This window comes from Streptomyces sp. BBFR102 (assembly GCF_051397025.1).
Classification (GTDB): domain Bacteria; phylum Actinomycetota; class Actinomycetes; order Streptomycetales; family Streptomycetaceae; genus Streptomyces.
The window spans coordinates 4,234,513-4,259,329 of sequence record NZ_CP195757.1 but is presented as its reverse complement, the minus strand read 5'-3'; the positions used below and the strand labels follow the sequence as shown (position 1 = coordinate 4,259,329).

At 72.9% G+C, this 24,817-nt stretch carries 19 protein-coding genes and 1 pseudogene; 12 read left to right on the top strand and 8 right to left on the bottom strand.

From position 1 onward, the window contains the following. Positions 1 to 52 precede the first annotated feature (52 nt). From ACSLIC_RS19045 to ACSLIC_RS19025, 5 genes are read right to left on the bottom strand one after another with little or no spacing between them, the layout of a single operon-like run. On the bottom strand, positions 53 to 1,297 hold the full coding sequence (locus tag ACSLIC_RS19045; RefSeq protein WP_436738914.1) for a styrene monooxygenase/indole monooxygenase family protein: 1,245 nt from the start codon (positions 1,295 to 1,297) through the stop codon (positions 53 to 55). Positions 1,298 to 1,354: 57 nt separating this feature from the next. Beyond that, positions 1,355 to 1,984: a GTP-binding protein gene (locus tag ACSLIC_RS19040; RefSeq protein WP_436738913.1), complete on the bottom strand. Its 630-nt coding sequence runs from the start codon at positions 1,982 to 1,984 to the stop codon at positions 1,355 to 1,357. Continuing rightward, on the bottom strand, positions 1,965 to 2,366 hold the full coding sequence (locus ACSLIC_RS19035) for a DUF742 domain-containing protein (protein ID WP_436738912.1): 402 nt from the start codon (positions 2,364 to 2,366) through the stop codon (positions 1,965 to 1,967). The genes ACSLIC_RS19040 and ACSLIC_RS19035 overlap by 20 nt, the downstream gene beginning before the upstream one ends. Beyond that, positions 2,363 to 2,863: a roadblock/LC7 domain-containing protein gene (locus ACSLIC_RS19030; protein WP_436738911.1), complete on the bottom strand. Its 501-nt coding sequence runs from the start codon at positions 2,861 to 2,863 to the stop codon at positions 2,363 to 2,365. The genes ACSLIC_RS19035 and ACSLIC_RS19030 overlap by 4 nt, the downstream gene beginning before the upstream one ends. Beyond that, positions 2,860 to 5,844 (bottom strand): sensor histidine kinase, encoded by a 2,985-nt coding sequence (locus ACSLIC_RS19025; protein WP_436738910.1) that lies wholly within the window; start codon positions 5,842 to 5,844, stop codon positions 2,860 to 2,862. The genes ACSLIC_RS19030 and ACSLIC_RS19025 overlap by 4 nt, the downstream gene beginning before the upstream one ends. Positions 5,845 to 6,175: 331 nt before the next feature. On the opposite strand from ACSLIC_RS19025, the gene ACSLIC_RS19020 reads away from it, so the two are divergent. After that, on the top strand, positions 6,176 to 7,027 hold the full coding sequence (locus ACSLIC_RS19020) for a hypothetical protein (protein ID WP_436738909.1): 852 nt from the start codon (positions 6,176 to 6,178) through the stop codon (positions 7,025 to 7,027). 75 nt (positions 7,028 to 7,102) lie between these two features. Here ACSLIC_RS19020 and ACSLIC_RS19015 read toward each other — a convergent pair whose 3' ends face one another. Beyond that, positions 7,103 to 7,558, bottom strand: coding sequence for a MarR family winged helix-turn-helix transcriptional regulator (locus ACSLIC_RS19015; protein WP_436738908.1), 456 nt, complete (start codon positions 7,556 to 7,558; stop codon positions 7,103 to 7,105). A gap of 186 nt (positions 7,559 to 7,744) precedes the next feature. Between ACSLIC_RS19015 and ACSLIC_RS19010 the strand changes: the two genes are divergently transcribed. Both ACSLIC_RS19010 and ACSLIC_RS19005 read left to right on the top strand, forming a co-directional pair. Continuing rightward, positions 7,745 to 8,569 (top strand): lysozyme, encoded by an 825-nt coding sequence (locus ACSLIC_RS19010; RefSeq protein WP_436738907.1) that lies wholly within the window; start codon positions 7,745 to 7,747, stop codon positions 8,567 to 8,569. A gap of 140 nt (positions 8,570 to 8,709) precedes the next feature. Continuing rightward, positions 8,710 to 9,534, top strand: coding sequence for a polysaccharide deacetylase family protein (locus tag ACSLIC_RS19005; RefSeq protein WP_436738906.1), 825 nt, complete (start codon positions 8,710 to 8,712; stop codon positions 9,532 to 9,534). 103 nt (positions 9,535 to 9,637) lie between these two features. On the opposite strand, the gene lon is transcribed toward ACSLIC_RS19005, so the two are convergent. Then, complete coding sequence (gene lon / locus ACSLIC_RS19000; RefSeq protein ID WP_436738905.1) at positions 9,638 to 12,049, bottom strand: endopeptidase La; 2,412 nt, start codon at positions 12,047 to 12,049, stop codon at positions 9,638 to 9,640. A gap of 487 nt (positions 12,050 to 12,536) precedes the next feature. Further along, positions 12,537 to 13,982 (bottom strand): argininosuccinate synthase, encoded by a 1,446-nt coding sequence (argG, locus tag ACSLIC_RS18995; RefSeq protein WP_436738904.1) that lies wholly within the window; start codon positions 13,980 to 13,982, stop codon positions 12,537 to 12,539. A 114-nt stretch (positions 13,983 to 14,096) separates the two neighbouring features. Here argG and ACSLIC_RS18990 point away from each other — a divergent pair, with 114 nt between their 5' ends. The 9 genes and pseudogenes from ACSLIC_RS18990 to ACSLIC_RS18950 all read left to right on the top strand — a co-directional run bounded on the left by ACSLIC_RS18990 (position 14,097) and on the right by ACSLIC_RS18950 (position 24,779). Beyond that, the gene (locus ACSLIC_RS18990; protein WP_436738903.1) at positions 14,097 to 14,726 is read left to right on the top strand and encodes an RNA polymerase sigma factor; all 630 of its coding nucleotides are present in this window, start codon (positions 14,097 to 14,099) and stop codon (positions 14,724 to 14,726) included. Further along, complete coding sequence (locus ACSLIC_RS18985) at positions 14,723 to 15,601, top strand: zf-HC2 domain-containing protein (RefSeq protein WP_436738902.1); 879 nt, start codon at positions 14,723 to 14,725, stop codon at positions 15,599 to 15,601. The genes ACSLIC_RS18990 and ACSLIC_RS18985 overlap by 4 nt, the downstream gene beginning before the upstream one ends. Before the next feature lie 8 nt (positions 15,602 to 15,609). Beyond that, positions 15,610 to 16,386, top strand: coding sequence for an ATP-binding cassette domain-containing protein (locus ACSLIC_RS18980; protein WP_436740415.1), 777 nt, complete (start codon positions 15,610 to 15,612; stop codon positions 16,384 to 16,386). Further along, entirely contained in the window at positions 16,383 to 17,759 is a 1,377-nt protein-coding gene (locus tag ACSLIC_RS18975) for a hypothetical protein (protein WP_436738901.1), read from the top strand. The genes ACSLIC_RS18980 and ACSLIC_RS18975 overlap by 4 nt, the downstream gene beginning before the upstream one ends. 109 nt (positions 17,760 to 17,868) lie before the next feature. Next, positions 17,869 to 18,477 carry a hypothetical protein gene (locus ACSLIC_RS18970; RefSeq protein ID WP_436738900.1) on the top strand — a complete coding sequence of 203 codons (609 nt, stop codon included), beginning with the start codon at positions 17,869 to 17,871 and terminating at the stop codon, positions 18,475 to 18,477. Between the two features lie 157 nt (positions 18,478 to 18,634). Then, positions 18,635 to 18,832 (top strand): annotated as a pseudogene (locus tag ACSLIC_RS18965) (spermidine synthase); the annotation flags it as partial. 95 nt (positions 18,833 to 18,927) lie between these two features. Then, on the top strand, positions 18,928 to 19,668 hold the full coding sequence (locus ACSLIC_RS18960) for a response regulator transcription factor (RefSeq protein ID WP_436738899.1): 741 nt from the start codon (positions 18,928 to 18,930) through the stop codon (positions 19,666 to 19,668). Next, complete coding sequence (locus tag ACSLIC_RS18955) at positions 19,665 to 20,750, top strand: HAMP domain-containing sensor histidine kinase (RefSeq protein ID WP_436738898.1); 1,086 nt, start codon at positions 19,665 to 19,667, stop codon at positions 20,748 to 20,750. Before ACSLIC_RS18960 ends, ACSLIC_RS18955 begins: the two co-directional genes overlap by 4 nt. 270 nt (positions 20,751 to 21,020) lie before the next feature. After that, complete coding sequence (locus ACSLIC_RS18950) at positions 21,021 to 24,779, top strand: multifunctional oxoglutarate decarboxylase/oxoglutarate dehydrogenase thiamine pyrophosphate-binding subunit/dihydrolipoyllysine-residue succinyltransferase subunit (protein WP_436738897.1); 3,759 nt, start codon at positions 21,021 to 21,023, stop codon at positions 24,777 to 24,779. Positions 24,780 to 24,817 lie beyond the last annotated feature (38 nt).

Below are 24,817 nucleotides of genomic sequence, written 5' to 3'. Positions count from 1 at the left end.
GGAGCCGCCCCCCGGAGGCGGTCCGGGGGGCGGCTCCTCACAGGCCGGCCGGTCAGGCCGCTTCCGCCTGGGCCACCTGGGCCAGGTACGCCTCCGTCTTCTCGGGCTCGTAGAAGAAGTGCTCGAAGTCGGCCGGGTTGTTGAAGCCGTTGGCGACCCGGTTGGCGACTTCCTGGTACCGCATGCCGGAGTGGAGCAGCTTCAGCACGTGCTCCGGCACGGCGCCGAGCATGGAGTTGGTCCACTTCACGACGGGCTGGGCGGTGTTCCAGTAGCTGTCGAAGGCGGCCTGCATCCACTCCGCGTCGAACGGGCGGTCGCCGTGTCCGAGGATCGAGGAGAGGTAGGAGGCCGCGCACTTGGAGGCCGAGTTGGACCCCTGCCCGGTGACCGGGTCGTTGGCGACGACCACGTCCGCGACGCCGAGGACCAGGCCGCCGGAGGGCAGCCGGCCGATCGGCTTGCGGACGGTCGGCGCGTACCGGCCGGCGAGGGTGCCGCCCGCGTCGGTCAGCTCGACCTGGGTGGAGCGCGCGTACTCCCAGGGCGTGAACTTCTCCATCAGCTCCAGGGTGAGCGCCAGGTGCTCGGAGGGGTCCTTGATGCCCTTGAAGGCGTCGACGGGGCCGCCCGGTATGCCCTCCCAGAACAGGATGTCGGCCCGCCCGGAGGTGGTGTACGTCGGCATGACGAAGAGTTCGCCGACGCCGGGGACCAGGTTGCAGCGGACCGCGTCGAACTCGGGGTGCTCGGGACGCGGTCCCATGCCGTGCACGTAGGCGACCGAGAGGGCGCGCTGCGGGGTGGTGAACGGGGAGCGCGAGGCGTCCCGTTCGAACATGGAGACCAGCTCGCCCTTGCCCGCGGAGACCATGACCAGGTCGTAGGTGCGGGCGAAGTAGTCGAGGTCGGAGACGGCGGCGCCGTGGATGACGACCTGGCCGCCGCGCTCGGCGAAGGTCTCCATCCAGCCGGCCATCTTCACCCGCTGGTCGACGGACTGGGCGTGGCCGTCGAGCATGCCGACCCAGTCGACGGCGCGTGAGGAGTCGGGGGCGGCCACGGAGAGGCCGAGTCCCTTGATCTTCGGGGCCTGCGACTCCCAGAAGTTCGCCTGTATGTCCCGCTCGTGCTGGAGGGCGGTGTGGAACATGCACTGGGTCGACATGACCCGCCCGGTCCGGATCTCGTCCGCGGTGCGGTTCGACATGAGGGTGACCTCATAGCCGCCTGCCTGGAGTCCGAGGGCGAGCTGGAGGCCGGACTGGCCGGCTCCGACGATCAGTATTCTCCGCATGGCTGGTTCTCCTTGCGTTGCGCGCGCGGCGATCGGTCCGCCGCGGCTCGCCTGCTGCTATTCGGGGGTGACGTCGAGCGCGTGGCCGACCAGCGTGAGCAGCGTCTCGATGGCCGAGACCCGCATCCGGGCGTCCATGACGATCACAGGGATGTGCGGCGGCACTGTCAATGCCTCCCGCACGTCCTCGGGCTCGAACTTGGTACTCCCGTCGAAGTGGTTGACGGCGACGACGTAGGGCAACCCGCAGCTCTCGAAGTAGTCGAGGGCGGGGAAGCAGTCGGAGAGCCGCCGGGTGTCGGCGAGGACGACGGCGCCGATGGCGCCGCGCACCAGGTCGTCCCACATGAACCAGAACCGCTGCTGCCCCGGCGTGCCGAACAGGTACAGGACCAGGTCGTCGTCGAGGGTGATGCGGCCGAAGTCCATGGCGACGGTGGTCGTCGTCTTGTCCGGCGTCTCGGTGAGGTCGTCGGTCTCCTCGCTGGCCTGCGTCATCAGCGCCTCGGTCTGCAGAGGAGTGATCTCCGAGACCGTGGTGACGAGCGTCGTCTTGCCGACGCCGAAGCCGCCCGCCACCACGATCTTGGTGGCTATGGGGGCCCGGGTCTTGTCCCGCTGCCAGGGCTGGAGGGGCTCCTCCGACTCGTCGGCAACGGGGAGGAGGTCAGAGACGGCGGAGTCCATTCAGCACCCTTTCGAGCAGTGCGCGATCGGGCTGGCCCGGGCCGTGCCCGTTGCCGTACACGCGGATCTTTCCCTGGTCGGCGAGGTCGCTGAGAAGCACCCTCACCACGCCGAGCGGCATCTTCAGCATCGCCGCGATCTCGGCGACGGTGCGCATGCGCCGGCAGAGTTCCACGATCGCCTGCATCTCGGGCATGACCCGGGCCACGCCGAACGTGCCGTTGGGCAGTTCCTTGCGCTCCTCGGGTGCCTCCAGGGCGGCGACGAAGGTCTCCACGAGCAGGACGTGCCCGAACCGGGTCCGGCCGCCGGTCAGCGAGTACGGGCGGACGCGGGCGGGTTTGCGGTCCCCGCCCCGGCGGGGCAACTTGGCGGTGCTCACTTGGCGTTCTCCAACGACTGGCGTAGTTCACTGCGGAGTTCGGGGGTGAGCACGTGTCCGGCCCGGCCCACGAACAGCGCCATGTGGTAGGCGACGACGCTCATGTCGCAGTCGGGGGTGGCGTGGACACCGAGCAGCGAGCCGTCACTGATGGACATGACGAAGAGGCTGCCCTCCTCCATGGCGACCATCGTCTGCTTGACGTTGCCTGCTTCCATGAGCTTGGAAGCCCCGATGGTGAGGCTCCCGACGCCGGAGACGATGGTGGCGAGGTCGGCGCTGGAGCCTTTCGGGCCCTGCGGAGCCTCTCTCTTCTCGGGCTCGTTCCTCCCCGGGTCGGAGGAGAGCAGCATCAGCCCGTCGGAGGAGACCACCGCGACCGAATTGAGCCCCGGCACCTCCTCCACGAGGTTGGTCAGCAGCCAGTGCAGGTTCCGTGCTTCTGAGCTGAGACCGTTCTGACGGGAAGTAGCGGATGTCGGACTGGACGCAGTCAACTGCGAGCCTCCTCGGCTGAGTCCCCCTGAGCTTCACCGGTTGGTCCTGCCAGGTCCGGCTGGTCCGCGATCTCGGCTTCGACATCGCGGCGGCCGGCCTGGGCCCCCGAGTGGAATCCGCCGAGCCGGTGCCGCAGCTTCTCGGCGTCGACACCGCCGACGCGCTTCTTCGGCGCGGCGGTCGGGGCGGTCAGTTTCGGGGTGCGCTTGGGCAGTCCCTTGTCCGTGACCCGCTCGGCGGGTTCGGCGGGCTGCTGGTCGAGGGCCGGCCTGGGGGCCGGTACGGAGTCGGACGGAGCGGCGGCCTCGTCCCGGGTGCGCTCGTGCGCGTCGGGCCCTATCGCGTACGGGCCCGGGGCGGCGGGCCCGTCGGCCGCGCGCTCCTCCTCGGCGGCGGCCTTCCCGGCGGCCTCCTGCTCCTCGGCGGGGGCCGGCTGCTCGCGGCGCGGGGAGGGGAGGTGCAGCTCCATCGTCGTCTCGGGGGACGCCTTCGGTGCCGTCTCCCCGGCCGGGGCCCGCGTACCGGCCGCGGCGTCGGCGGCGGCCGTCTCCTCGACGGCCGTCTCCTCGGCGGCGGGCTCCTCGGCGACCGGGGTCGCCAGCTCGTCGGCGGACTCGGCGGCGACCGGGGCGGCGGACTCGGCGGCAGCCTGGGCGGCGGGTTCGGCGGCAGCCTGGGCGCGGGCCTTGTCCGCCGGCTCACCGCGTTCCCGTACGGCCTTCTCGGCGGCGGCGATGACCCGGTCGGTGGAGCCTCGGGCCAGCGAGTCGTCGTCCTGGGAGTCGCGGCGCGGGGCCGGCAGGACGTTCGAGTTGGCCTCGGCGTCCGCGCCCGGCAGCTGGACCGCGGCCGAGCCGCCGGCGCTGTCGGCGGAGGGGGGCAGGGTGCCCGAGGGGGCGGCGGCCAGGATCGACTTGGGCAGCACCACGACGCTGGTGACGCCGCCCTGCTGCTGGGTGCGGAGCTGGACCCGGATGCCGTGCCGGGCCGCGATGCGGGCCACCACGTACAGGCCGAGCCCGAGGCCGCCGTCGCCGTCCGGCTCGTAGAGGCCGTCCGTGCCGACGCGGGCGAGGCGCTTGTTGAGCTCCGCCAGGCGCTCCTCGGCCATGCCGATGCCCTCGTCCTGCACGGAGAGCATCACCTCGCCGTTCTCCAGCAGCCAGCCGGAGACCTCGACCTGCGCGTCCGGCGGGGAGAACGAGGTGGCGTTCTCCATCAGTTCGGCGAGCAGGTGGCTGAGGTCGTCCGCGGCGAAGCCCGCGAGGTGCGAGTGCGGGGGCAGCGTGGAGATGCGGACGCGCTCGTACCGCTCGGTCTCGCTGACGGCGGCGCGGGCGACGTCGACCAGCGGGACCGGGCCCGCGTGGCTGTGTCCGTGCTCGGCGCCCGCGAGGACCAGCAGGTTCTCGCTGTGGCGGCGCATCACCGTGGCGAAGTGGTCGAGCTTGAAGAGGGTGGCGAGGCGGTCCGGGTCCTGCTCGCTCTCCTCCAGGTTCTCGATCACGGTCAGCTGGCGCTCGACCAGGCCGAGCGAGCGCAGCGCCAGGTTGACGAAGGTGCCGTGGATGGACTGGCGGGCCCGCTCCAGGTGGACGGTGGAGGCGGCCAGTTCCTTGCGGAGGGCGTCGCGCTCCTCGGCCATCGAGACGCGCTCGCCGACCAGGTGCTTACGGTCGGTCTCCAGGCCGGAGAGCCGCTCGTGCAGGCTCGTGAGGTGGGCGTGCAGGGCGTTGACCGAGCGGACGACCTCGGCGAACTCGTCGTTGCGGCCGGTGAACTTGACCGGCTCCTCGCCCGCCGGGTCGGCGGCGAGACGGGCGGTGCCCAGCCGCAGCACGGCCAGCGGCCGGGTCAGCGAGCGGGCCATGCCCATGCTCATGCCGGCCGCCAGCAGCAGGCAGAGCCCGACCAGCCCGATCTGGATCTCCAGCGCCAGCACGTCCTCGTCGCGCTGCTCGGCGAGCTGCCCGGTGCGGGCCGCCGCCAAGGCGTTCTCCACTCCGCGCATCTGCTCGATCCGCGCGGTGAGGGCGGCGTCGACCTTGTCCGGCTTGAGCGCGGCGTCCTCGTCCGAGAGGGTCGGCGCGCTCGTGAGCCGCGCCAGGTACTTCTCGGCGGTGGTCACCTCGGGCCCGCTGACCGTGTTCCGGTACGACGCCTTGTTCTCCGGGGAGGCGCCCCGCTCGAACGCCGCCAGCGCGGCCCGCTCGGCGACCTGCGCCTGCTGGGCGGCGGCGCTGAGCGCGTTGCGGGTACGGGTCTCCTCGGCGGCGGGGGCCTGGGTCTGCACGGGCAGGCCGGTGACGGGGTCGGTGCCCGTCTGCGGGGCGCCGCCCGGCACCGCGAGGGCGGCCAGCAGCAGACCGCGGGCGGCGGTGGCCTGCTCGACGGCACGGTCGAGGTCGGTGAGGGCGAGCCGGCCGGGGCCGCTGCGGGTGGGGAGCCTGGCGACCAGTTCCTGGGCGGTGCCGTGGAGTTCGTCGATCGCGGTCGCGTACGCGTTGTGCGCGTCGAGGGCATCGCCCTTGCCGGTCAGCGCCTGGCGGCGGACCGAGCCGATGGCGTCCAGGATCTCCCGCAGGGTGCGCGGGGCGCCCGCGCGGATCTCCTCGATCTGCAGGTCGACCCGGGCGCTGCGCTTCTCGGAGAGGCCGCTGCCCTCGGGTCGCCCGGCCGCGATGTAGGCGGTGACCTCGTCGCGTTCGTCGGCCAGCGAGTGGGAGAGCGTCACCGCCTGCTGGGTCAGTTCGGAGAACTCCACCAGTTCCTGGGCGTCCGTGGCCTGCCCGGAGGCGGTGACGACCGAGGGGACGCCCGCGCCCGCGACGGCGGCCGCGACGACGGCGACGGCGATGATCAGGCGGTTGCGCACGCGGGCCTTGCGCGCGGGACGGGCGGCGGTCTCGGGGGTCGGGGCGGGGGCGTCCGACTGGTTGCCCGTCCGGCTGTCCTCGCCCCGCGGCCTCTTCTTCTGCACCGGTGCTCGCATTCTTGACTCGTCTACCCAAGGGCCCGGGTGACGTCCTGTCAGCACGAGCTCCCTTCCGGAACGGCTCTCGACCCTCCCAGTGCGTGTGAGCAGTGGTCGCACATCGTCTGCCGGGCCACCCGAAGGAGTGAACATCGACCGGGAGTTGACGGGCAAGTCTTCCCGCCCCCGCTGACGACGTACGCGGAGCGCCGGTTGGACGTTACCCGTCCGCTTTGGCAGGATGCCCCGCCCCCGCAGGGCCGGAGTTGATCATTCCAGGCAAAACCCGGCGGCGTGGCCGAGCGTCCCTCACCTGCCGCCGCGGCCAGAGCCCATCATGCAGACTGAGCCGGTGCACATCGACCTGACAACGGAACCCGGGGCCCCGGATCACCCGAACGAGGACTACTGCTCGGTCGCGCTTCCCGCACACGGGCACGGGGGTTGCCTCGTCCTGCTGGACGGGGTCACGCCTCCGGAGGGGGCCGACGGCTGCGTGCACTCGGTGCACTGGTTCACCGCGCGGCTCGGCGGGGCCCTGCATGAACTGTCCGCTTCCCGGAGGGATATGACGCTCGGGAAGATCCTGGCGGAGGGTGTCGCGCGTACCGCCGAAGCACACCGCCAAACCTGTGACCTTTCTCACCCCCGGACGCCTCAGGCGACGGTGGTGCTGGCGCGTTGGGACGAGGAGGCCGTCGAACACCTCGTCCTCTCCGACTCCACGCTCCTGCTGGAACGCGCCGACGGCACGCTCGTCCCGGTCCAGGACGCGCGGCTCGACGAACTGCCCGCCCCGGTGCCCGAACTGCGGGCGGCCGTGCGGGCACTGCCCGACCACACCCCGCCGCCCCGGCGCGAGGCCGCCGTACGGGCCTACGTCGACGCCGTCGAGGCACTGCGGAACGCCGAGGGGGGCTTCCACACCGCCGCCGCCGATCCCGCCGTCGCCCGGCTCGCCGTCACCGGCCGTACGCCGCGTGCGGATCTGCGCTCCCTGACCGCGATGACCGACGGCGCCACCCGCTGGGTGGACCGCTTCGGCGGGACCTGGGCCGGGGCCCTGGACCTCGTCCGCTCCCAGGGCACGGCCCACCTCGTCCAGGCCGTCCGCGACCTGGAACGCGCCGTCCCGTCCCCCCGCGGCAAACGCCACGACGACGCCACGGCGGCGTACGTGGCCCTCTGATCCCCCTTGCCCTCAAACGCCGGGCGGGCTCCTTGGCCTCAAGCGCCGGCCGGGCCGATCTCCCGCCCGGGAAGGCTAGTCCGGGTCGGTCAGGACCCCGTTGAGGCGGCGCAGGAGCCGGGCCAGCTCCCCCACATCCCGCCGCCCCCAGCCGGCAAGCCGCCGCACGTAGACGCTCCGCCGCGCCGCGGCCACCGCGGCCACCCGCTCGGACCCGAGCGACGTCACCCGCAAGAGGGACGCCCTCCGGTCCGCGGGGTCCACCGCCCGGTCGATGAGGCCCAGCCCTTCCAGCCCTGAGAGCTGCCTGCTGATGGTGGCCTTGCCGACACCCATGTAGGCCGCGAGGTCGGTGGCCCGCTGGGGCCCGCCCTCGATGAGCCGGACGAGGAGTCCGTACGCGGCCGGTTCGAGTTCGGGGTGGACCGCCCTGGCCAGTTCGCCCTGCCCGGCCCTGGCCCGCCGGAAGAGCAGCGAGAGTTCGCGCTCCAGGGCCAGGAACTCCGCGTCCGCCTCGCCGTCAACACCCATGTACCGATTTCCGTCCCTGAAAGATTCCCCGCGCCGGGGCCGGTCCTCCCAGCTTGGCGCAGTCCGCCGCAGGAGTAGACCACCGGCGGGGCCGGAACCCTCTTCCCCGCTCCCGGTCGACGCGCGTAGTTTTCGTGCGGCATGCACACGTCAGGTCACGCTCGCCCACCGCCTCGGAGGCCCCCCATGCGCGTACCCAGGTCCGGAGCCCGCCCTTCCCGTCGCACCGCGGCAGGGGCGCTCCTCGCCGCCCTCTCCCTGTTGGTCACCCTGCCGTCGGCCGCCCACGCCGCGGACCGACCGGAGCGGGGCGAGGCCCACATGGGCATGGGCGTCGTCGAGCACGACGGCCGGGGCTCGGCGCGGGGCGTGGCGCCGCTCGCCGAGCAGACGGAGGGCGTGGACGTCTCCAGCCACCAGGGGAACGTCGACTGGAACGCGCTGTGGAACAGCGGCGTCAAGTGGTCGTACGTGAAGGCCACCGAGGGCACGTACTACAAGAACCCGTCCTTCGCGCAGCAGTACAACGGCAGTTACAACGTGGGCATGATCCGCGGCGCCTACCACTTCGCCACGCCCGACAGCGCGAGCGGCGCCGCCCAGGCCAACTACTTCGTGGACAACGGCGGCGGCTGGTCGGCCGACGGCAAGACGCTGCCCGGCGTCCTGGACATCGAGTGGAACCCGTACGGCGACCAGTGCTACGGCCTGAGCCAGTCCGCGATGGTCGAATGGGTTCGCGACTTCCTCAACACCTACAAGGCCCGCACCGGCCGCGACGCGGTCATCTACACCGCGACCAGCTGGTGGAGCTCCTGCACCGGCAACTACGCGGGCTTCGGCGCCACCAACCCGCTCTGGGTCGCCCGGTACGCCTCCTCGGTGGGTGAACTCCCGGCCGGCTGGGGCTTCTACACGATGTGGCAGTACACCTCCACGGGCCCGATCGTCGGTGACCACAACCACTTCAACGGCGCGTACGACCGGCTCCAGGCGCTCGCCAAGGGCTGAGCCCGCACGACCGGACACCCGCGTCCGCCACGAAGGCCCGGTGACTCGGTCACCGGGCCTTCGCCAGGTCCGGCGCGGGGTGCGGAAGAATTTTCCGGGGCAAGGCAACCGTTCGACTATGCACCTCATCTATACACGACGTGAACACTCTGACGCGCCCCGAGCCCAGCCCCCGCCCCCCGCGCCGCACCCGCGGCCGTCGTACCGCCGCCGCCGCTCTGGCGCTGGCCGCCCTCACCGCACTCAGCGCCTGCACGCCCGGCACGGTCGCGCCGGCCGACGAGCGCACCGAGGCCCACGAGGCGGGCGGTGACGGGAAACCGGGGGCGCGGGTGAAGCCCGCCGAGGGCGAAGTGGACTGCGCGGTCGCCAAGTGCATCGCGCTGACCTTCGACGGCGGTCCCGGCAAGGACACCCCCGAACTCCTCGACCTGCTCCAGCGCGAGGAGGTGCCCGCCACCTTCTTCCTGCTGGGAAAGAAGCACATCGAGAAGTACCCGGAGACGGTCCGCAGGATCGCGAGGGAGGGGCACGAGGTCGCCAACCACACCTGGAACCACCCCCGCCTGACCGAGATCGAGCCGGACGAGATACGCGAGGAACTCACCCGTACGCAGAAGGAGCTCGCGAAGCTCACCGGCTCCGAGCCGACCCTGATGCGCCCGCCGCAGGGCCGCACCGACGACACGGTCTCCGAGATCAGCAAGGAGCTGGGGCTCTCCCAGGTGCTCTGGTCCACCACGGCGAAGGACTACTCGACGAACGACTCCGCGCTGATCACCGAGCGCACCCTGGACCAGGCGGGCCGGGACGGCATCATCCTGCTGCACGACATCTACAAGGGGACGGTCCCGGCGGTGCCCGGCATCATCCACGCGCTGAAGGAGGACGGGTACACCTTCGTCACCGTCCCGCAGCTCATGGCCCCGGCGAAGCCGGAGCCGGGGACGATCTACCGCCCCTGAGCCGTCCGGCGCCGGGCGGGGCGTCCTGCGGTACGGCGGAGCCCGGGCCGGTCCCCCGGTAGGGACCCGGCCCGGGCTCGGGACGGTGGCGCGGGGCGGCGGCTCAGGCGGCGGCCGGGACCGCCACGCCGGCCGGGGCCAGGGCGATCTCCAGCACCTGGCGGACGTCGCTCACCGGGTGGACGTCGAGCCCTTGCAGGATCTCGGCGGGGACGTCGTCCAGGTCGGCCTCGTTCCGCTTGGGGATGACCACCGTGGTGATCCCCGCCCGGTGCGCCGCCAGCAGCTTCTGCTTGACGCCGCCGATCGGCAGCACCCGCCCGGTCAGCGAGACCTCGCCGGTCATCGCCACATCGGTGCGGACCAGCCGCCCGGAGAGGAGCGAGGCGAGGGCGGTGGTCATGGTGACACCCGCGCTCGGCCCGTCCTTCGGGACCGCCCCGGCCGGGAAGTGGATGTGCGTGCCCCGGTCCTTGAGGTCGGCGACGGGCAGCTCCAGTTCGGCGCCGTGCGACCGGAGGAAGCTCAGCGCGATCTGCGCCGACTCCTTCATGACGTCACCGAGCTGACCGGTCAGGGTCAGGCCGGACGCCCCGGTCTCCGGGTCGGCCAGCGACGCCTCGACGTAGAGCACGTCGCCGCCCGCGCCGGTGACCGCCAGTCCGGTGGCCACGCCCGGCACCGAGGTGCGGCGCTCGGACGGGTCCTGGGCGGACTCGGGCACGTGGTGCGGCCGACCGATCAGACCGCGCAGGTCGGCGTCGGTCACGGTGAACGGAAGCTCCCGCTCGCCCAGTTCGTGCTGGGCCGCGACCTTGCGCAGCAGCCTCGCCACGGAACGCTCCAGGTTCCGCACACCGGCCTCGCGGGTGTACTCCCCGGCGAGCCTGCGCAGCGCGGAGTCGGCCAGTTCGACCTCGCCGGGCTCCAGACCGGCCCGCTCCAGCTGGCGCGGGAGCAGGTGGTCGCGGGCGATGACGACCTTCTCGTCCTCGGTGTAGCCGTCGAGGCGGACCAGTTCCATCCGGTCGAGCAGGGCCTCGGGGATGGCTTCCAGGACGTTGGCGGTGGCAAGGAAGACGACGTCGCTGAGGTCGAGTTCGACCTCCAGGTAGTGGTCGCGGAAGGTGTGGTTCTGCGCCGGGTCGAGGACCTCCAGCAGCGCCGCCGCCGGGTCGCCCCGGAAGTCGGAGCCGACCTTGTCGATCTCGTCGAGCAGGACCACCGGGTTCATCGATCCGGCCTCCTTGACCGCCCGGACGATGCGGCCGGGCAGCGCGCCGACGTAGGTCCGCCGGTGGCCCCGGATCTCCGCCTCGTCGCGGACGCCGCCGAGGGCGACGCGGACGAACTCGCGGCCCATCGCGTGGGCGACGCTCTCACCGAGGGAGGTCTTGCCGACGCCGGGCGGGCCGACGAGGGCCAGCACGGCACCGCCGCGCCGTCCGCCGACGACGCCGAGGCCCCGGTCGGCGCGGCGCTTGCGCACCGCGAGGTACTCGGTGATGCGCTCCTTCACGTCCTCCAGGCCCGCGTGCTCGGCGTCGAGCACGGCCCGCGCGCCGGGGATGTCGTAGGCGTCCTCGGTCCGCTCGGTCCAGGGGAGTTCCAGGACGGTGTCGAGCCAGGTCCGTATCCAGGAGCCCTCGGGGCTCTGGTCGGAGGCCCGCTCCAGCTTGTCGACCTCCTTGAGGGCGGCCTCGCGGACCTTCTCGGGGAGGTCGGCGGCCTCGACGCGGGCGCGGTAGTCGTCGCTCTCGTCCTCGCCGTCCTCGCCGTTCAGCTCGCGCAGCTCCTTGCGGACCGCGTCGAGCTGGCGGCGGAGCAGGAACTCGCGCTGCTGCTTGTCGACGCCCTCCTGGACGTCCTTGGCGATGGTCTCGGCGACGTCCTGCTCGGCGAGGTGCTCGCTGAGGTGCTCGGTGGCGAGCTTCAGCCGGGCCACGGGGTCGCCGGTCTCCAGCAACTCCACCTTCTGCGCGGTGGTCAGGAAGGGGGAGTACCCGGAGTTGTCCGCGAGGGCTCCCGGGGTGTCGATCTGCTGGATGCGGTCGACCACCTGCCAGGCGCCGCGCTTCTGCAGCCAGGAGGCGGCCAGCGCCTTGTACGCCGTCATCAGCTCGGCCACCGAGCCGGGCAGCGGCGAGGGCGCCGTCTCCTCGACGGGGCTCCCCTCGACCCAGAGCGCGGCGCCGGGCCCGGTGGTACCGGCCCCGATCCGCACCCGGTTGCGGCCGCGCACCAGCGCTCCGGGGTCGCCGTCGGACAGCCGTCCGACCTGTTCCACGGTGGCGAGGACGCCGACCGCCGCGTACGTGCCGTCCACCCGTGGGACGAGCAGCACCTGCGGCTTGCCGCCACCGGGTCCGGCCGCGGCCTGCGCGGCTTCGACGGCGGCCCGCACATCGGTTTCGTTGAGGTCCAGTGGCACGACCATCCCGGGCAGCACCACTTCGTCATCGAGCGGCAGCACCGGAAGAGTCAGCGGTGTGTTGGCCTGGGACTCAGCAGCCATGATCTCCCCTTCGGCAGTCAAGTTGAGCTATACCGACTCAATGCTTCTGCGTCTCCAGGTGTTCCCCGGGACTGTTCGCTGTGAGCGAACCGGTGGCGGACCGGCCGTGGGGCTTCGCGAACGCACCCGGCCCCGGACTCCGGCTCTCGCCCTGGGCAACACCCCGCAGGCGCTGCGGATTCCTGGCGGGACGGCTCGCTCCGGATCGCGGGACGTACGGATGGGGGCCGGGCTGAGCCGCTGTCAGACGGGAGGGGCGGCCACGCCCGGGGGCGATGGAGCGGCGGGCGCCACCGGCCGCGGGCGCGGCCCGGGGCCCGCCACCGACGGGCGGCGGCTCCACGAGTCGCCGAGTGGACGGCGGTTCGGCCCACAGCCGCGCCGGACCGCGGCCGGGCGGATCGCCCCGGGCGAGCGCGCCGCCGACGCGCGACGGCGGGCCCGGCCGTGATGGCCGGGCCCGCCGTGCGGGGCGTACGGAGCGGAGTCAGTCGGTGCCGGACTCGATGGCGGCGCGGTCGAGCGCCGTCTCCTCCTCGGTGGTCTCGCCGCGCGAGGCGATGGCCTCGGCGCCGCCCCGGTCCATGGCGCCGATCAGGCCGGTCGAGGCCGCCTGGGCGGCGCCGATCGTCGGGTGCTCGGTGCCGACGATGCCGATGCCGGCGTACTGCTCCAGGCGGGCGCGGGAGTCGGCGATGTCGAGGTTGCGCATGGTCAGCTGGCCGATGCGGTCGACCGGGCCGAAGGCGGAGTCCTCGGTGCGCTCCATGGAGAGCTTGTCCGGGTGGTAGCTGAGGGCGGGGCCCTGGGTGTCGAGGATCGAGTAGTCCTCGCCGCGCCGCAGCCGCACGGTGACCTCACCGGTGATCGCGGAGCCGACCCAGCGCTGGAGCGACTCGCGGATCATCAGCGCCTGCGGGTCCAGCCAGCGGCCCTCGTAGAGCAGCCGGCCGAGGCGGCGGCCCTCGTTGTGGTAGGCGGCGACCGTGTCCTCGTTGTGGATGGCGTTGACGAGGCGCTCGTAGGCGAGGTGCAGCAGCGCCATGGCGGGGGCCTCGTAGATGCCGCGGCTCTTGGCCTCGATGACGCGGTTCTCGATCTGGTCGGACATGCCGAGCCCGTGGCGTCCGCCGATGGCGTTGGCCTCCATGACGAGGTCGACGGCGGAGGCGAACTCCTTGCCGTTGATGGTGACCGGGCGGCCCTGCTCGAAGCCGATGGTCACGTCCTCGGTGTCGATCCGCACCGACGGGTCCCAGAACTTGACGCCCATGATCGGGTCGACCGTCTCGATCCCGGTGTCCAGGTGCTCCAGGGTCTTCGCCTCGTGGGTGGCGCCCCAGATGTTGGCGTCGGTGGAGTACGCCTTCTCGGTCGAGTCCCGGTAGGGCAGCTCGTGGGCGAGCAGCCACTCGGACATCTCCTTGCGGCCGCCCAGCTCGGAGACGAAGTCCGCGTCGAGCCAGGGCTTGTAGATCCGCAGGTGGGGGTTGGCGAGCAGGCCGTAGCGGTAGAACCGCTCGATGTCGTTGCCCTTGAAGGTGGAGCCGTCGCCCCAGATCTGCACCCCGTCCTCCAGCATCGCCCGCACCAGCAGCGTGCCGGTGACGGCGCGGCCCAGCGGCGTGGTGTTGAAGTACGGGCGCCCGCCCGAGCGGATGTGGAAGGCGCCGCAGGCCAGCGCCGCCAGCCCTTCCTCGACCAGCGCGGCCCGGCAGTCGACGAGACGGGTGATCTCGGCGCCGTAGGCGGTGGCCCGGCCGGGCACGGAGGCGATGTCGGGCTCGTCGTACTGGCCGATGTCGGCGGTGTACGTGCAGGGGACCGCGCCCTTGTCACGCATCCAGGCGACGGCGACCGAGGTGTCGAGCCCGCCGGAGAAGGCGATGCCGACGCGCTCGCCGGTGGGGAGGGAGGTCAGGACTTTGGACATAGCAAGAGTATGCAACGGAACGCATGCTCATGCAACGTCGGCAGGTCGGGGGCTCGTGCGAACCCGCACGCGTACCTGTGAACCGTTCGCGCCCCGCCCGTCGATAGAGGGGACGTGAGACTGTTCCGCCCCGTGGGGGCACCGGAGGAGAACGACGCGGCCCTGCTGCGCGCCGTCGCCGCGGGCGACCCGGCGGCCCTGGCCCGGCTCTACGACCGGCACGCCGGCTGGCTCCAGGTACGGCTGACCCGGCGCTGCGCGGACCCCGAGACGGTCCGCGAGGTCCTCCAGGACACCTTCGTGACCGTGTGGCGCTCGGCCGGGGCGCACCGGGGCGGCGAGGCCGGCGGCTGGCTGTGGACCATCGCGGCCCGGCGGCTCGTGGACGCGTTGCGGGTACGCGAACGCGCCGAGCGGTACACGCCCGCCCCCGCGCCGCCCGCGCCCTCGGCCGAGGACCGCGTCCTGGACGGCCTGGAGTACGGCGACGTCGGCACCGCCCTCGGTCGGCTCGGCCCCGAACTGCGGGACGTACTGCGCGCCACCGTCGTCGACGGGCTGACCACCCGGGAGGCCGCCACCCTGCTCGGCGTCCCCGAGGGCACCGTCAAGTCCCGGGCCCTGCGCGCCCGCAAGGAGCTACGGGCCGCCCTCGCCCGGATCGCCGGGGAACCCGGTGCCCCGCCGCCCCCGGCCACCACTCCCCCTTCTCCGCTGCGCCACCCTCTGGGAGACCCCGCATGACCGCGCACCGCACGGGCCCGTCCCGGCGCCACCTGGACGCCGCCACGGCCGCCCGCTACGCCTCGGGGGAGATCCCCGAGCCCGACTCCTGGCAGGTCGAACGCCATCTGGAGGGCTGCGGCACCTGCGCCGGCCGGGTCTCCGCCGCCGCCCGCTCGGGCTCGGCGGGCCCGTCGCTGGCGGCGGTGCGCTCGGCACTGCTGGCCGAGGTGGCGGGGTCCGCCCCCGCCCCGGTGCGGGCGTTCGGCCGGTGGCGGCGGCTGCGCTGGGCCGCCGGGCCCGCCGTGCGCGGCCCCTGGCTGCCGGCGGTCGCCGGGGTCTGCCTGGTGGCGCTGGCCCTGGCGCACGGCGGGGCACTCCCCGGGGCGCGCCCGGCCCTGCTGCTGCTGGCGCCGCTGCTGCCGCTCGCCGGGGTGGCCCTGTCGTACGGCCGGCACACCGATCCGCTGCACGAGTTGGCGGCGGTCTCGCCCGGGGGCGGTCTGCGGCTGCTGCTGGTGCGCGGCGCCGCCGTGCTGGCCCTGTGCGTACCGGTGCTGACGGTGGCCGGGGCGCTGCTGCCGGCGGTGGAGGGCGGGCCGGGACCGGCCGCGTGGCTGCTCCCGGCGCTGGCGCTGGTCCTCGGCACGCTGGCCCTCGGCTCGTACCTGGGGTGCCGGAGCGCGGCGGCGGTGGTCGGCGGCCTGTGGGCGCTCGGGGTGCTCGCCCCGGTGACGGTCCGGTACGGCGCCCTCCCGGCGGAACTCCTCGCCCGCGCCCTCACTCCCTGGTTCTCCTCCCCCGCCGCGCAGGCCGGCTGGGCGGGCGCGGCCGTGTGCTCGGCCGCGCTGCTCGCCGTGCGCCGCCATTCCTTCGACCGACCGGAGTTCTCGTGACCACGACCATGACCACGATCAGGGTGGACGGGCTGCACGTCCGCCACCGCAGGACCACCGCCCTGGACGGGGTGGACCTGGACTTCTCCACGGGGGTGCACGGACTGCTCGGGCCCAACGGCGCGGGGAAGACCTCCCTGATCCGGGTGCTGGCCACCGCCGCCGGACCGGCGGCGGGCCGCGTGGAGATCCTCGGCCACGACCTCGCGGACCGCGCAGGGCGCACCGAGGTGCGGCGCCGGCTCGGCTACCTGCCGCAGCACTTCGGCCACTACCCCGGTTTCACCGTGCGGGAGTTCGTCTCCTACATGGCGTGGCTCAAGGAGGTCCCGGCGGCGCTCGCCCCCGGGGCGGTGCAACGCGCCCTGGACCGGGTGGGGCTCGCGGCCGGCGCCGACACCCCGCTCAAGCGGCTCTCCGGCGGCATGGTCCGGCGGGCCGGGATCGCCCAGGCCCTGGTCAACGAACCGGCGGTGCTGCTGCTGGACGAGCCGACCGCCGGGCTCGACCCCGAGCAGCGGCTCGACTTCCGGGCGCTGCTGCGCTCGCTCGCCGACGACACCACCGTGCTGGTCTCCACCCATCTGGTGGAGGACGTGGCCGACGCCTGCTCGACGGTGACCCTGCTCGACGCGGGCCGCGTCGCCCTGCGCGACACCCCCTCGGACCTGGCCCGCAAGGGCACCGAGGCGCCGAAGGAACTGGGCGGCAGCGCCCTGGAGCGCGGCTACACCCTCGCCCTGCGCGACCACCGCTCGGCGCCGGCCACCGGGGGTGCGCGATGAGCGCGCCCACCGCGACCCGCCCCGCGCCCGCTCCCCCGTACCCCGGCGCGGCCCCGAGCCCCTGGCGCAGCGAACTGCGGCGCGGGCTCGCCCTCTGGGCCGGGGCGGCCGTACTGCTGACCACCGCCGTGACGATGGGGGCGAAGGCGGCCCAGTGGCAGGGCGACTGGGCCCAGACCCACGGCCTGCTGCGCTGGACGACCATGCTCCTCCTCGGCCCGCTGGCAGCCGCCGCCGGCTGCTGGCAGGGCGGCCGGGAGGCCCGCCGGGGCACCGGTGACCTGCTGCGGCAGGCGGTACGCGGCCACGGGTCCCGGACGCTCCCGGCGCTGGGCCCGCTGGCGGCCTGCGTGGTGGCGGCCCACTTCCTCGGCACGGCCGGGGTGTACCTGGCGACCTGGCCGTACTCGATGGGTGGCGGGCTCACCTGGGGGCACGGGCTGCTGCACGGGGCCGACGCGGTGTTCCTGGCCGGGACGACGGCGGTCGGGTTCGTGGTGGGGCGGCTGGTGCGGTGGCGGGGGGCCGCGCTGCTGGTGGCACTCGGCTGCTACGTGCTGCTGGGGATCTCCACGTACGCCGACTCCTTTCCGGGGTGGCTCACCCCGGCGCGGAAGCCGGAGCTGAGCGAGGAGATACCGGTGCTCTGGCTGGCCCCGGTGATCGCGGTGTGGGTCGGCGGCCTCGCCCTGGCCGTGCTGGTGGGCCACCTCGCCCGCCGCAAGCAGCTCGCCCTGGTGCCCCTGGTGGCCGCCGCACTGGCCGGGACCGTGCTGGTCCAGACCGGCGACGCCGCCTGGCGCACGGACCCGCGCGGCCAGCGGCTGGTCTGCGACGACGGGACGCCGCAGATCTGCGTGACCGAGCGGCACCGGAACATGCTCGCCCCGGCCGGGGAAGCGCTGTCGGGGCTGCGGAAGCGGCTGGCGGGGGCGCCCGACCTGCCCGAGCGGTTCGTGGAGGAGCGGCAGGGACACCGCGTCCGCCGGGGCTCGGGGGACGTCCAGCTCCCCTCGTTCACTCCGCTCGGGCAGAGCGTGGTGCGCGGTGAGCTGACCGACCATGCGGTGTTCACGTGGGAGACGGTGGCGCCGCTGCTCTCCCCGGACTGCCCGGACCCCACCGGCGGCACGCTGGACGACGTGGTGTGGACGTACCTGGCCCCGGCCCACCAGCGGAACCTCAGTGATCCGCAGGACGCCCTCCACAGGGCCGAGCGGCACTGGGGTGCCGAGAGGGCCGCCGAGACCCGTGCCGGCCTCAAGAAGCTCGACCGCCTCCGGGCCCTTCCCGAGGCTGAGCGCGCCGCCTGGCTCGGGGCGTACATCACCGCCGCCCAGCGCTGCGACTTCGCGGCCCAGCCGGCCCTCTGACCGTGCGCGGGACGCCGCCCCACGAGGGGAGGGCGGCGCCCCGCGCACCGCACCGCACCACGCCCGCACCCCGCCGGAGACACCCCGACCAGATTGGACCAGACCTCTGATGGCCACCGCCGCGAGCACCGCAGCCCCACCCCTGCTCCACGCCCGCCTCCACCGCCTCGCCCCGGCCGCCGCCTGCCTCGCCCTGCTCGTCGCCGCCGTCTGGTGGACCGGCGCGGCGTCGGCCGGTGTCGGCGACCAGGACCGGGCCCCGCTCGCCGCCCTCGCCCCGGCACTGGCCGCCGCCCTCGCGGTGGGCACCTCGGCCTCGTGGGGGCCGGAGGTCGAGGTGGGGGCGGTCCGGGCCCGCTGGTGGCTGCGCCTGTGGCCGCTGCTGGCGCTGGCCGGGCCCGCCACCGCCCTGGTCGCCCTCGCCCCCGGCGCCGACGCCGCCGCGACCGTGCGGAACGCGGTCGGCGCGGCCGGCCTCGCCGCCGGTGCCTCGGTCCTGGCCGGGGCGCCGCTCGGCGCGCTGCTCGGCCCCGTCCACGCGGTGGGGGTGTGGCTGGCGGCGCCGCCCGTCCACGGTCGCCGGTACGAGGTGCTGGCCTGGCCGGCCGCCGGAGCCGGAGCGCCGCTCGCCTGGGCGGTGGCGCTGGTCGTGGGGGTGGCGGGGATCGCGGTGTGGCTGGTGCGGGGGCCGCGTGCGGTGCGGGCCGCCGTCAGGTGAGCCCGGGCTCCGGACCCGGCCGGGTGGACCGCGCCCGATCGGCTTGTCGCCCGCGCCGCCGCCCGGCCAGGCTGGGGGCTGCCACCGCACACCGCACCCCTTCTGAAGTCACCGCCGTGTCCGCCCCGTACGCCCTCCCCTCCGCCCCTGAGGACAGCTGTACGCACCGGCCGGTCTCGCCGCCCGCGCCGCTCGGCTGACCGGCGGCGGAGTCCTCGCCGTCTGGTCGGCCCGGCCGTCCGCCGCTTTCGAAGGAACACTGCGCAAAAGCGGATTCCGGGCGGTCCGTACCGAAGAAATCCCCGTTGCCCGGGGCGTCCCGGACGTCGTGCACCTCGCCGTCAAGGCCGCGTAGCCCCGAGCCCCGTCCAGCCCTTACGCTGCTCACCATCCCCCGGATCTCCCCACGAGGTCCGGCACACCAACCAGGCGCACTTCCAGGGGCGGGCGATGGAGCACACACAGACCTCCCACAGCGGCAACTCGGCGGCGACGCCGGGTGCACAGCGCCGGGTGCTGGTGGTCGAGGACGACACCACGATCGTCGAAGCCATCTCCGCCCGGCTGCGGGCCGAGGGCTTCCTCGTGCAGACGGCGATGGACGGGCCCTCGGCGGTCGACACCGCCGAGGCGTGGCAGCCCGATCTGCTGATCCTCGACATCATGCTGCCCGGCTTCGACGGCCTGGAGGTCTGCCGCAGAGTCCAGGCGCAGCGCCCCGTGCCGGTGATGATGCTGACGGCGCGCGACGACGAGACCGACATGCTGGTCGGGCTCGGCGTCGGCGCGGACGACTACATGACCAAACCGTTCTCCATGCGGGAACTGGCGGCCCGGGTGCACGTCCTGCTGCGCCGCGTCGAGCGGGCGGCGCTCGCCGCGGCGACGCCCCGCAGCGGCATCCTCCGCCTCGGCGAACTGGAGATCGACCACGCCCAGCGCCGGGTGCGGGTGCAGGCGGAGGACGTCCACCTGACGCCCACCGAGTTCGACCTGCTCGTCTGCCTGGCCAACACCCCGCGCGCCGTCCTCTCCCGGGAGCAGCTGCTCGCCGAGGTCTGGGACTGGGCCGACGCCTCCGGCACGCGCACGGTCGACAGCCACATCAAGGCACTGCGGCGGAAGATCGGCGCGGAGCGCATCCGCACCGTCCACGGTGTCGGCTACGCCCTGGAGACGCCGACGCCATGAGCGGCCCAGCGGCCCCCCGGGGCGGGTACCGGCCCTTCTCCGTGAAGACGAAGCTCGGCGCGCTGGTCGTCATCTCCGTGCTGATCACCACCGGGCTGCTGATGGTCGCCGTCCGCACCGACACCGAACTCCGCTTCATCACCGTCTTCTCCATGATCGCCACGCTGCTGATCACGCAGTTCGTGGCGCACGGCCTGACGGCGCCGCTGGACGAGATGAACGCCGTGGCCCGCTCCGTCTCGCACGGCGACTACACCCGCCGGGCGCGCGGGGCGGACCGCCGCGACGAGCTGGGCGACCTGGCGCACACCATCAACAAGATGGCCGACGAACTGGAGTCGCAGGACCTGCACCGCAAGGAGCTGGTCGCCAACGTCTCGCACGAACTGCGCACCCCCATCGCGGCGCTCCGCGCGGTGCTGGAGAACGTCGTGGACGGGGTCTCGGCGGCCGACCCGGAGACGATGCGCACGGCGCTGAAACAGACGGAGCGGCTGGGCCGGCTGGTCGAGACCCTGCTCGACCTCTCCCGCCTCGACAACGGTGTCGTCCCCCTCAAGGCCCACCGCTTCGAGGTCTGGCCCTATCTCTCGGGGGTGCTGAAGGAGGCCAACCTGGTCGCCTCCCAGCGCCGGACCACCTCCGGGTCGGGCAACCACAGCCGTACCGACGTCCACCTGATCCTGGACGTGGAACCGCTGGACCTGACCGCCTACGCGGACGTGGAGCGGCTCCACCAGGTGGTGGCCAACCTCATCGACAACGCGGTCAAGCACTCCCCGCCGAGCGGCGCCGTCACTGTCCGTGCCCGGCCGGGTCCCGGTCCGCAGTCGCTGGAGCTGGAGGTGCTGGACGAAGGGCCGGGCATCCCCGAGTCGGAGTGGCACCGGGTCTTCGAGCGGTTCAACCGGGGCAGCGCGGCCAAACCGCACGAGCCGGGGGCGGACGGTGGCACCGGACTGGGCCTGGCCATCGCGCGGTGGGCGGTGGATCTGCACGGCGGGCACGTCGGAGTAGCCGAATCCGCACGTGGCTGCCGTATTCGCGTCAGCCTGCCGGGGCTGCCCGAAGCACACGGCTGACCCTCGGGTGGCGTACTGTTCATAGCGGTAACGCAGTAACGACGTGCCAACTGACAGGGATGCGGGCCCGAGGGACCGCAGCCGAGCGCGAAGGCGTCCGGGCTGGAGGGAAATCCCGCTTGTTTCCCGCCAATCAGAGCCCCGAAACCCGGGATCTGGTGTGACTTTCACGACGGATGCCCGGCCCGGCCTGCGCCTCTCGGTGACGAGGGCGTAGCCTTTATTCCCGCTGTCCACCACCTTGTGAAGCGGAAGAGGGCGGTTGCCGCCGTGTCGCCACAGTCCCCCAGTAATTCGAGCGTCTCGACCGACCAAGCGGGGCAGGGCAAGAGCCCTGCCGCCGCCTTCGGGTCGAACGAGTGGCTCGTCGACGAGATCTACCAGCAGTACCTCCAGGACCCGAACTCGGTAGACCGAGCCTGGTGGGACTTCTTCGCCGACTACAAGCCCGGCGGGGGTGGCACCGCTCCCGTGGAGACCGCGGCCCCCTCGGCCGCGACCCCGGTCGCCCCGGTGAAGTCCGCCCCGGCGGCGAAGGCCCCCGAGACGAAGCCGGCCGCCGCCCCGCAGGCCGCGGCCCCGGCGAAGGCTCCGGCCGCGAAGGCGGCTCCCGCCAAGGCCGCTCCGGCCAAGCCCGCCGCGAAGGCCGCCGCGCCCGCGGACGGCCCGGAGTTCGTCACGCTGCGTGGCCCGTCGGCCGCGGTCGCGAAGAACATGAGCGCCTCGCTGGAGCTGCCCACGGCCACGTCCGTGCGCGCGGTGCCGGTCAAGCTCCTCTTCGACAACCGCATCGTCATCAACAACCACCTGAAGCGCGCCCGGGGCGGGAAGATCTCCTTCACGCACCTGATCGGCTACGCCATGGTGCAGGCCATCAAGGCCATGCCGTCGATGAACTACTCCTTCACGCAGAAGGACGGCAAGCCGACGCTGGTCAAGCCCGAGCACATCAACTTCGGGCTCGCCATCGACCTGGTCAAGCCCAACGGCGACCGCCAGCTCGTCGTCGCGGCCATCAAGAAGGCCGAGACCCTCAACTTCTTCGAGTTCTGGCAGGCGTACGAGGACATCGTCCGCCGCGCCCGGGACAACAAGCTGACGATGGACGACTTCTCCGGCGTCACCGTCTCGCTGACCAACCCCGGCGGCATCGGCACCGTCCACTCGGTGCCGCGCCTGATGCCCGGCCAGTCGGTGATCCTCGGCGTGGGCGCGATGGAGTACCCGGCGGAGTTCCAGGGCACCTCCCAGGACACCCTGAACAAGCTCGGCATCTCCAAGGTCATGACCCTGACGTCGACCTACGACCACCGGGTCATCCAGGGCGCGGCCTCCGGCGAGTTCCTGCGGACCGTCGCCAACTCGCTGCTCGGCGAGAACGAGTTCTACGACGACATCTTCAAGGCGCTGCGCATCCCCTACGAGCCGGTCCGCTGGCTCAAGGACATCGACGCCTCGCACGACGACGACGTCACCAAGGCCGCCCGGGTCTTCGAGCTGATCCACTCCTACCGGGTCCGCGGCCACGTCATGGCCGACACCGACCCGCTCGAGTACCACCAGCGCAAGCACCCCGACCTCGACATCAACGAGCACGGGCTGACGCTGTGGGACCTGGAGCGCACCTTCGCGGTCGGCGGCTTCGCCGGCAAGTCGATGATGAAGCTCCGCGACATCCTCGGTGTCCTGCGCGACTCGTACTGCCGCACCACCGGCATCGAGTTCATGCACATCCAGGACCCGAAGCAGCGCAAGTGGATCCAGGACCGGGTGGAGCGCGGTCCGGGCAAGCCCGAGCGCGAGGAGCAGCTGCGCATCCTGCGCCGGCTCAACAGCGCCGAGGCGTTCGAGACCTTCCTCCAGACCAAGTACGTCGGCCAGAAGCGGTTCTCGCTGGAGGGCGGCGAGTCCGTCATCCCGCTGCTCGACGCGGTCCTCGACTCCGCGGCCGAGTCGCGCCTGGACGAGGTCGTCATCGGCATGGCCCACCGCGGCCGCCTGAACGTCCTCGCCAACATCGTCGGCAAGTCGTACGCGCAGATCTTCCGGGAGTTCGAGGGCAACCTCGACCCGAAGTCGATGCACGGCTCCGGCGACGTCAAGTACCACCTGGGTGCCGAGGGCACCTTCACCGGTCTGGACGGCGAGCAGATCAAGGTCTCGCTCACCGCCAACCCCTCCCACCTGGAGGCGGTCGACCCGGTGATGGAGGGCGTGGTCCGCGCCAAGCAGGACATCATCAACAAGGGCGGCACGGACTTCACCGTCCTGCCCGTCGCCCTCCACGGTGACGCGGCCTTCGCGGGCCAGGGCGTGGTGGCCGAGACGCTCAACATGTCGCAGCTGCGCGGCTACCGCACCGGCGGCACGGTCCACATCGTCATCAACAACCAGGTCGGCTTCACCGCCGCGCCGGAGTCCTCGCGCTCCTCGATGTACGCCACCGACGTGGCCCGCATGATCGAGGCGCCGATCTTCCACGTGAACGGTGACGACCCGGAGGCCGTCGTCCGCGTCGGGCGGCTCGCCTTCGAGTTCCGCCAGGCGTTCAACAAGGACGTCGTCATCGACCTGATCTGCTACCGCCGCCGCGGGCACAACGAGTCGGACAACCCGGCCTTCACCCAGCCGCTGATGTACGACCTGATCGACAAGAAGCGCTCGGTGCGCAAGCTCTACACCGAGTCGCTGATCGGCCGGGGCGACATCACCCTCGAAGAGGCGGAGCAGGCGCTCCAGGACTTCCAGGGCCAGCTGGAGAAGGTCTTCACCGAGGTCCGCGAGGCCACCTCGCACCCGGTGCAGCACGAGCCGGAGGGCGCCGAGGCCCAGTTCCCGGTCGCGGTCCGGACCGCGGTCTCCCCCGAGGTCGTCAAGCGGATCGCCGAGTCGCAGGTCAACATCCCCGAGCGGGTCACCGTCCACCCCCGTCTGCTGCCGCAGCTCCAGCGCCGCGCGGCGATGGTCCAGGACGGCACGATCGACTGGGGCATGGGCGAGACCCTGGCCATCGGTTCGCTGCTGATGGAGGGCACCCCGGTGCGCCTCTCCGGCCAGGACTCGCGCCGCGGCACCTTCGGCCAGCGCCACGCGGTCCTCATCGACCGGGAGACCGGCGACGACTACACGCCGCTGCTGTACCTCTCGGACAACCAGGCCCGCTACAACACCTACGACTCGCTGCTCTCCGAGTACGCGGCGATGGGCTTCGAGTACGGCTACTCGCTGGCCCGTCCGGAGGCGCTGGTGCTGTGGGAGGCCCAGTTCGGTGACTTCGTCAACGGCGCGCAGACCGTCGTGGACGAGTTCATCTCCTCGGCCGAGCAGAAGTGGAACCAGCACTCCGGTGTGACGCTGCTGCTGCCGCACGGCTACGAGGGCCAGGGACCGGACCACTCCTCGGCCCGCCCGGAGCGGTTCCTGCAGCTCTGCGCGCAGAACAACATGACGGTCGCCATGCCGACCCTCCCGTCGAACTACTTCCACCTCCTGCGGTGGCAGGTGCACAACCCGCACCACAAGCCGCTGGTGGTCTTCACCCCGAAGTCGATGCTGCGCCTGAAGGCCGCCGCGTCGAAGGCGGAGGAGTTCACGACGGGCGCCTTCCGCCCGGTCATCGGCGACGACTCGGTGGACGCCTCGCAGGTCCGCAAGGTCGTCCTGTGCGCCGGCAAGGTCTACTACGACCTGGAGGCCGAGCGGCAGAAGCGCGGCGTCACGGACACCGCGATCATCCGCGTCGAGCGGCTGTACCCGCTGCCGGGTGCCGAGCTCCAGGCGGAGATCGCCAAGTACCCGAACGCCGAGAAGTTCCTGTGGGCCCAGGAGGAGCCGGCGAACCAGGGCTTCTGGCCGTTCATCGCGCTCAACCTGATCGACCACCTCGACCTGGGTGTCGGCGCCGACCTTCCGGCGGCCGAGCGGCTGCGGCGCATCTCGCGTCCGCACTCCTCGTCCCCGGCGGTCGGTTCGGCCAAGCGCCACCAGGCCGAGCAGGCCCAGCTGGTCGCTGAGGTCTTCGACGCCTGACCCCGGCCCGCGAAGTCCGAAGGCCCGCTCCCGCTTCG

What these genes read in the sequence shown, in the direction of transcription:
- ACSLIC_RS18975 (WP_436738901.1), top strand. Translation starts at nt 16,383, where the DNA reads ATGAGCGCGCCCACCGCGACCCGCCCCGCGCCCGCTCCCCCGTACCCC.
- ACSLIC_RS19010 (WP_436738907.1), top strand. Translation starts at nt 7,745, where the DNA reads ATGCGCGTACCCAGGTCCGGAGCCCGCCCTTCCCGTCGCACCGCGGCA.
- ACSLIC_RS18980 (WP_436740415.1), top strand. Translation starts at nt 15,610, where the DNA reads ATGACCACGATCAGGGTGGACGGGCTGCACGTCCGCCACCGCAGGACC.
- ACSLIC_RS18970 (WP_436738900.1), top strand. Translation starts at nt 17,869, where the DNA reads ATGGCCACCGCCGCGAGCACCGCAGCCCCACCCCTGCTCCACGCCCGC.
- ACSLIC_RS19020 (WP_436738909.1), top strand. Translation starts at nt 6,176, where the DNA reads ATGCAGACTGAGCCGGTGCACATCGACCTGACAACGGAACCCGGGGCC.
- ACSLIC_RS19045 (WP_436738914.1), bottom strand. Translation starts at nt 1,297, where the DNA reads ATGCGGAGAATACTGATCGTCGGAGCCGGCCAGTCCGGCCTCCAGCTC.
- lon (WP_436738905.1), bottom strand. Translation starts at nt 12,049, where the DNA reads ATGGCTGCTGAGTCCCAGGCCAACACACCGCTGACTCTTCCGGTGCTG.
- ACSLIC_RS18960 (WP_436738899.1), top strand. Translation starts at nt 18,928, where the DNA reads ATGGAGCACACACAGACCTCCCACAGCGGCAACTCGGCGGCGACGCCG.
- ACSLIC_RS19015 (WP_436738908.1), bottom strand. Translation starts at nt 7,558, where the DNA reads ATGGGTGTTGACGGCGAGGCGGACGCGGAGTTCCTGGCCCTGGAGCGC.
- ACSLIC_RS18985 (WP_436738902.1), top strand. Translation starts at nt 14,723, where the DNA reads ATGACCGCGCACCGCACGGGCCCGTCCCGGCGCCACCTGGACGCCGCC.
- ACSLIC_RS19040 (WP_436738913.1), bottom strand. Translation starts at nt 1,984, where the DNA reads ATGGACTCCGCCGTCTCTGACCTCCTCCCCGTTGCCGACGAGTCGGAG.
- ACSLIC_RS18955 (WP_436738898.1), top strand. Translation starts at nt 19,665, where the DNA reads ATGAGCGGCCCAGCGGCCCCCCGGGGCGGGTACCGGCCCTTCTCCGTG.
- argG (WP_436738904.1), bottom strand. Translation starts at nt 13,982, where the DNA reads ATGTCCAAAGTCCTGACCTCCCTCCCCACCGGCGAGCGCGTCGGCATC.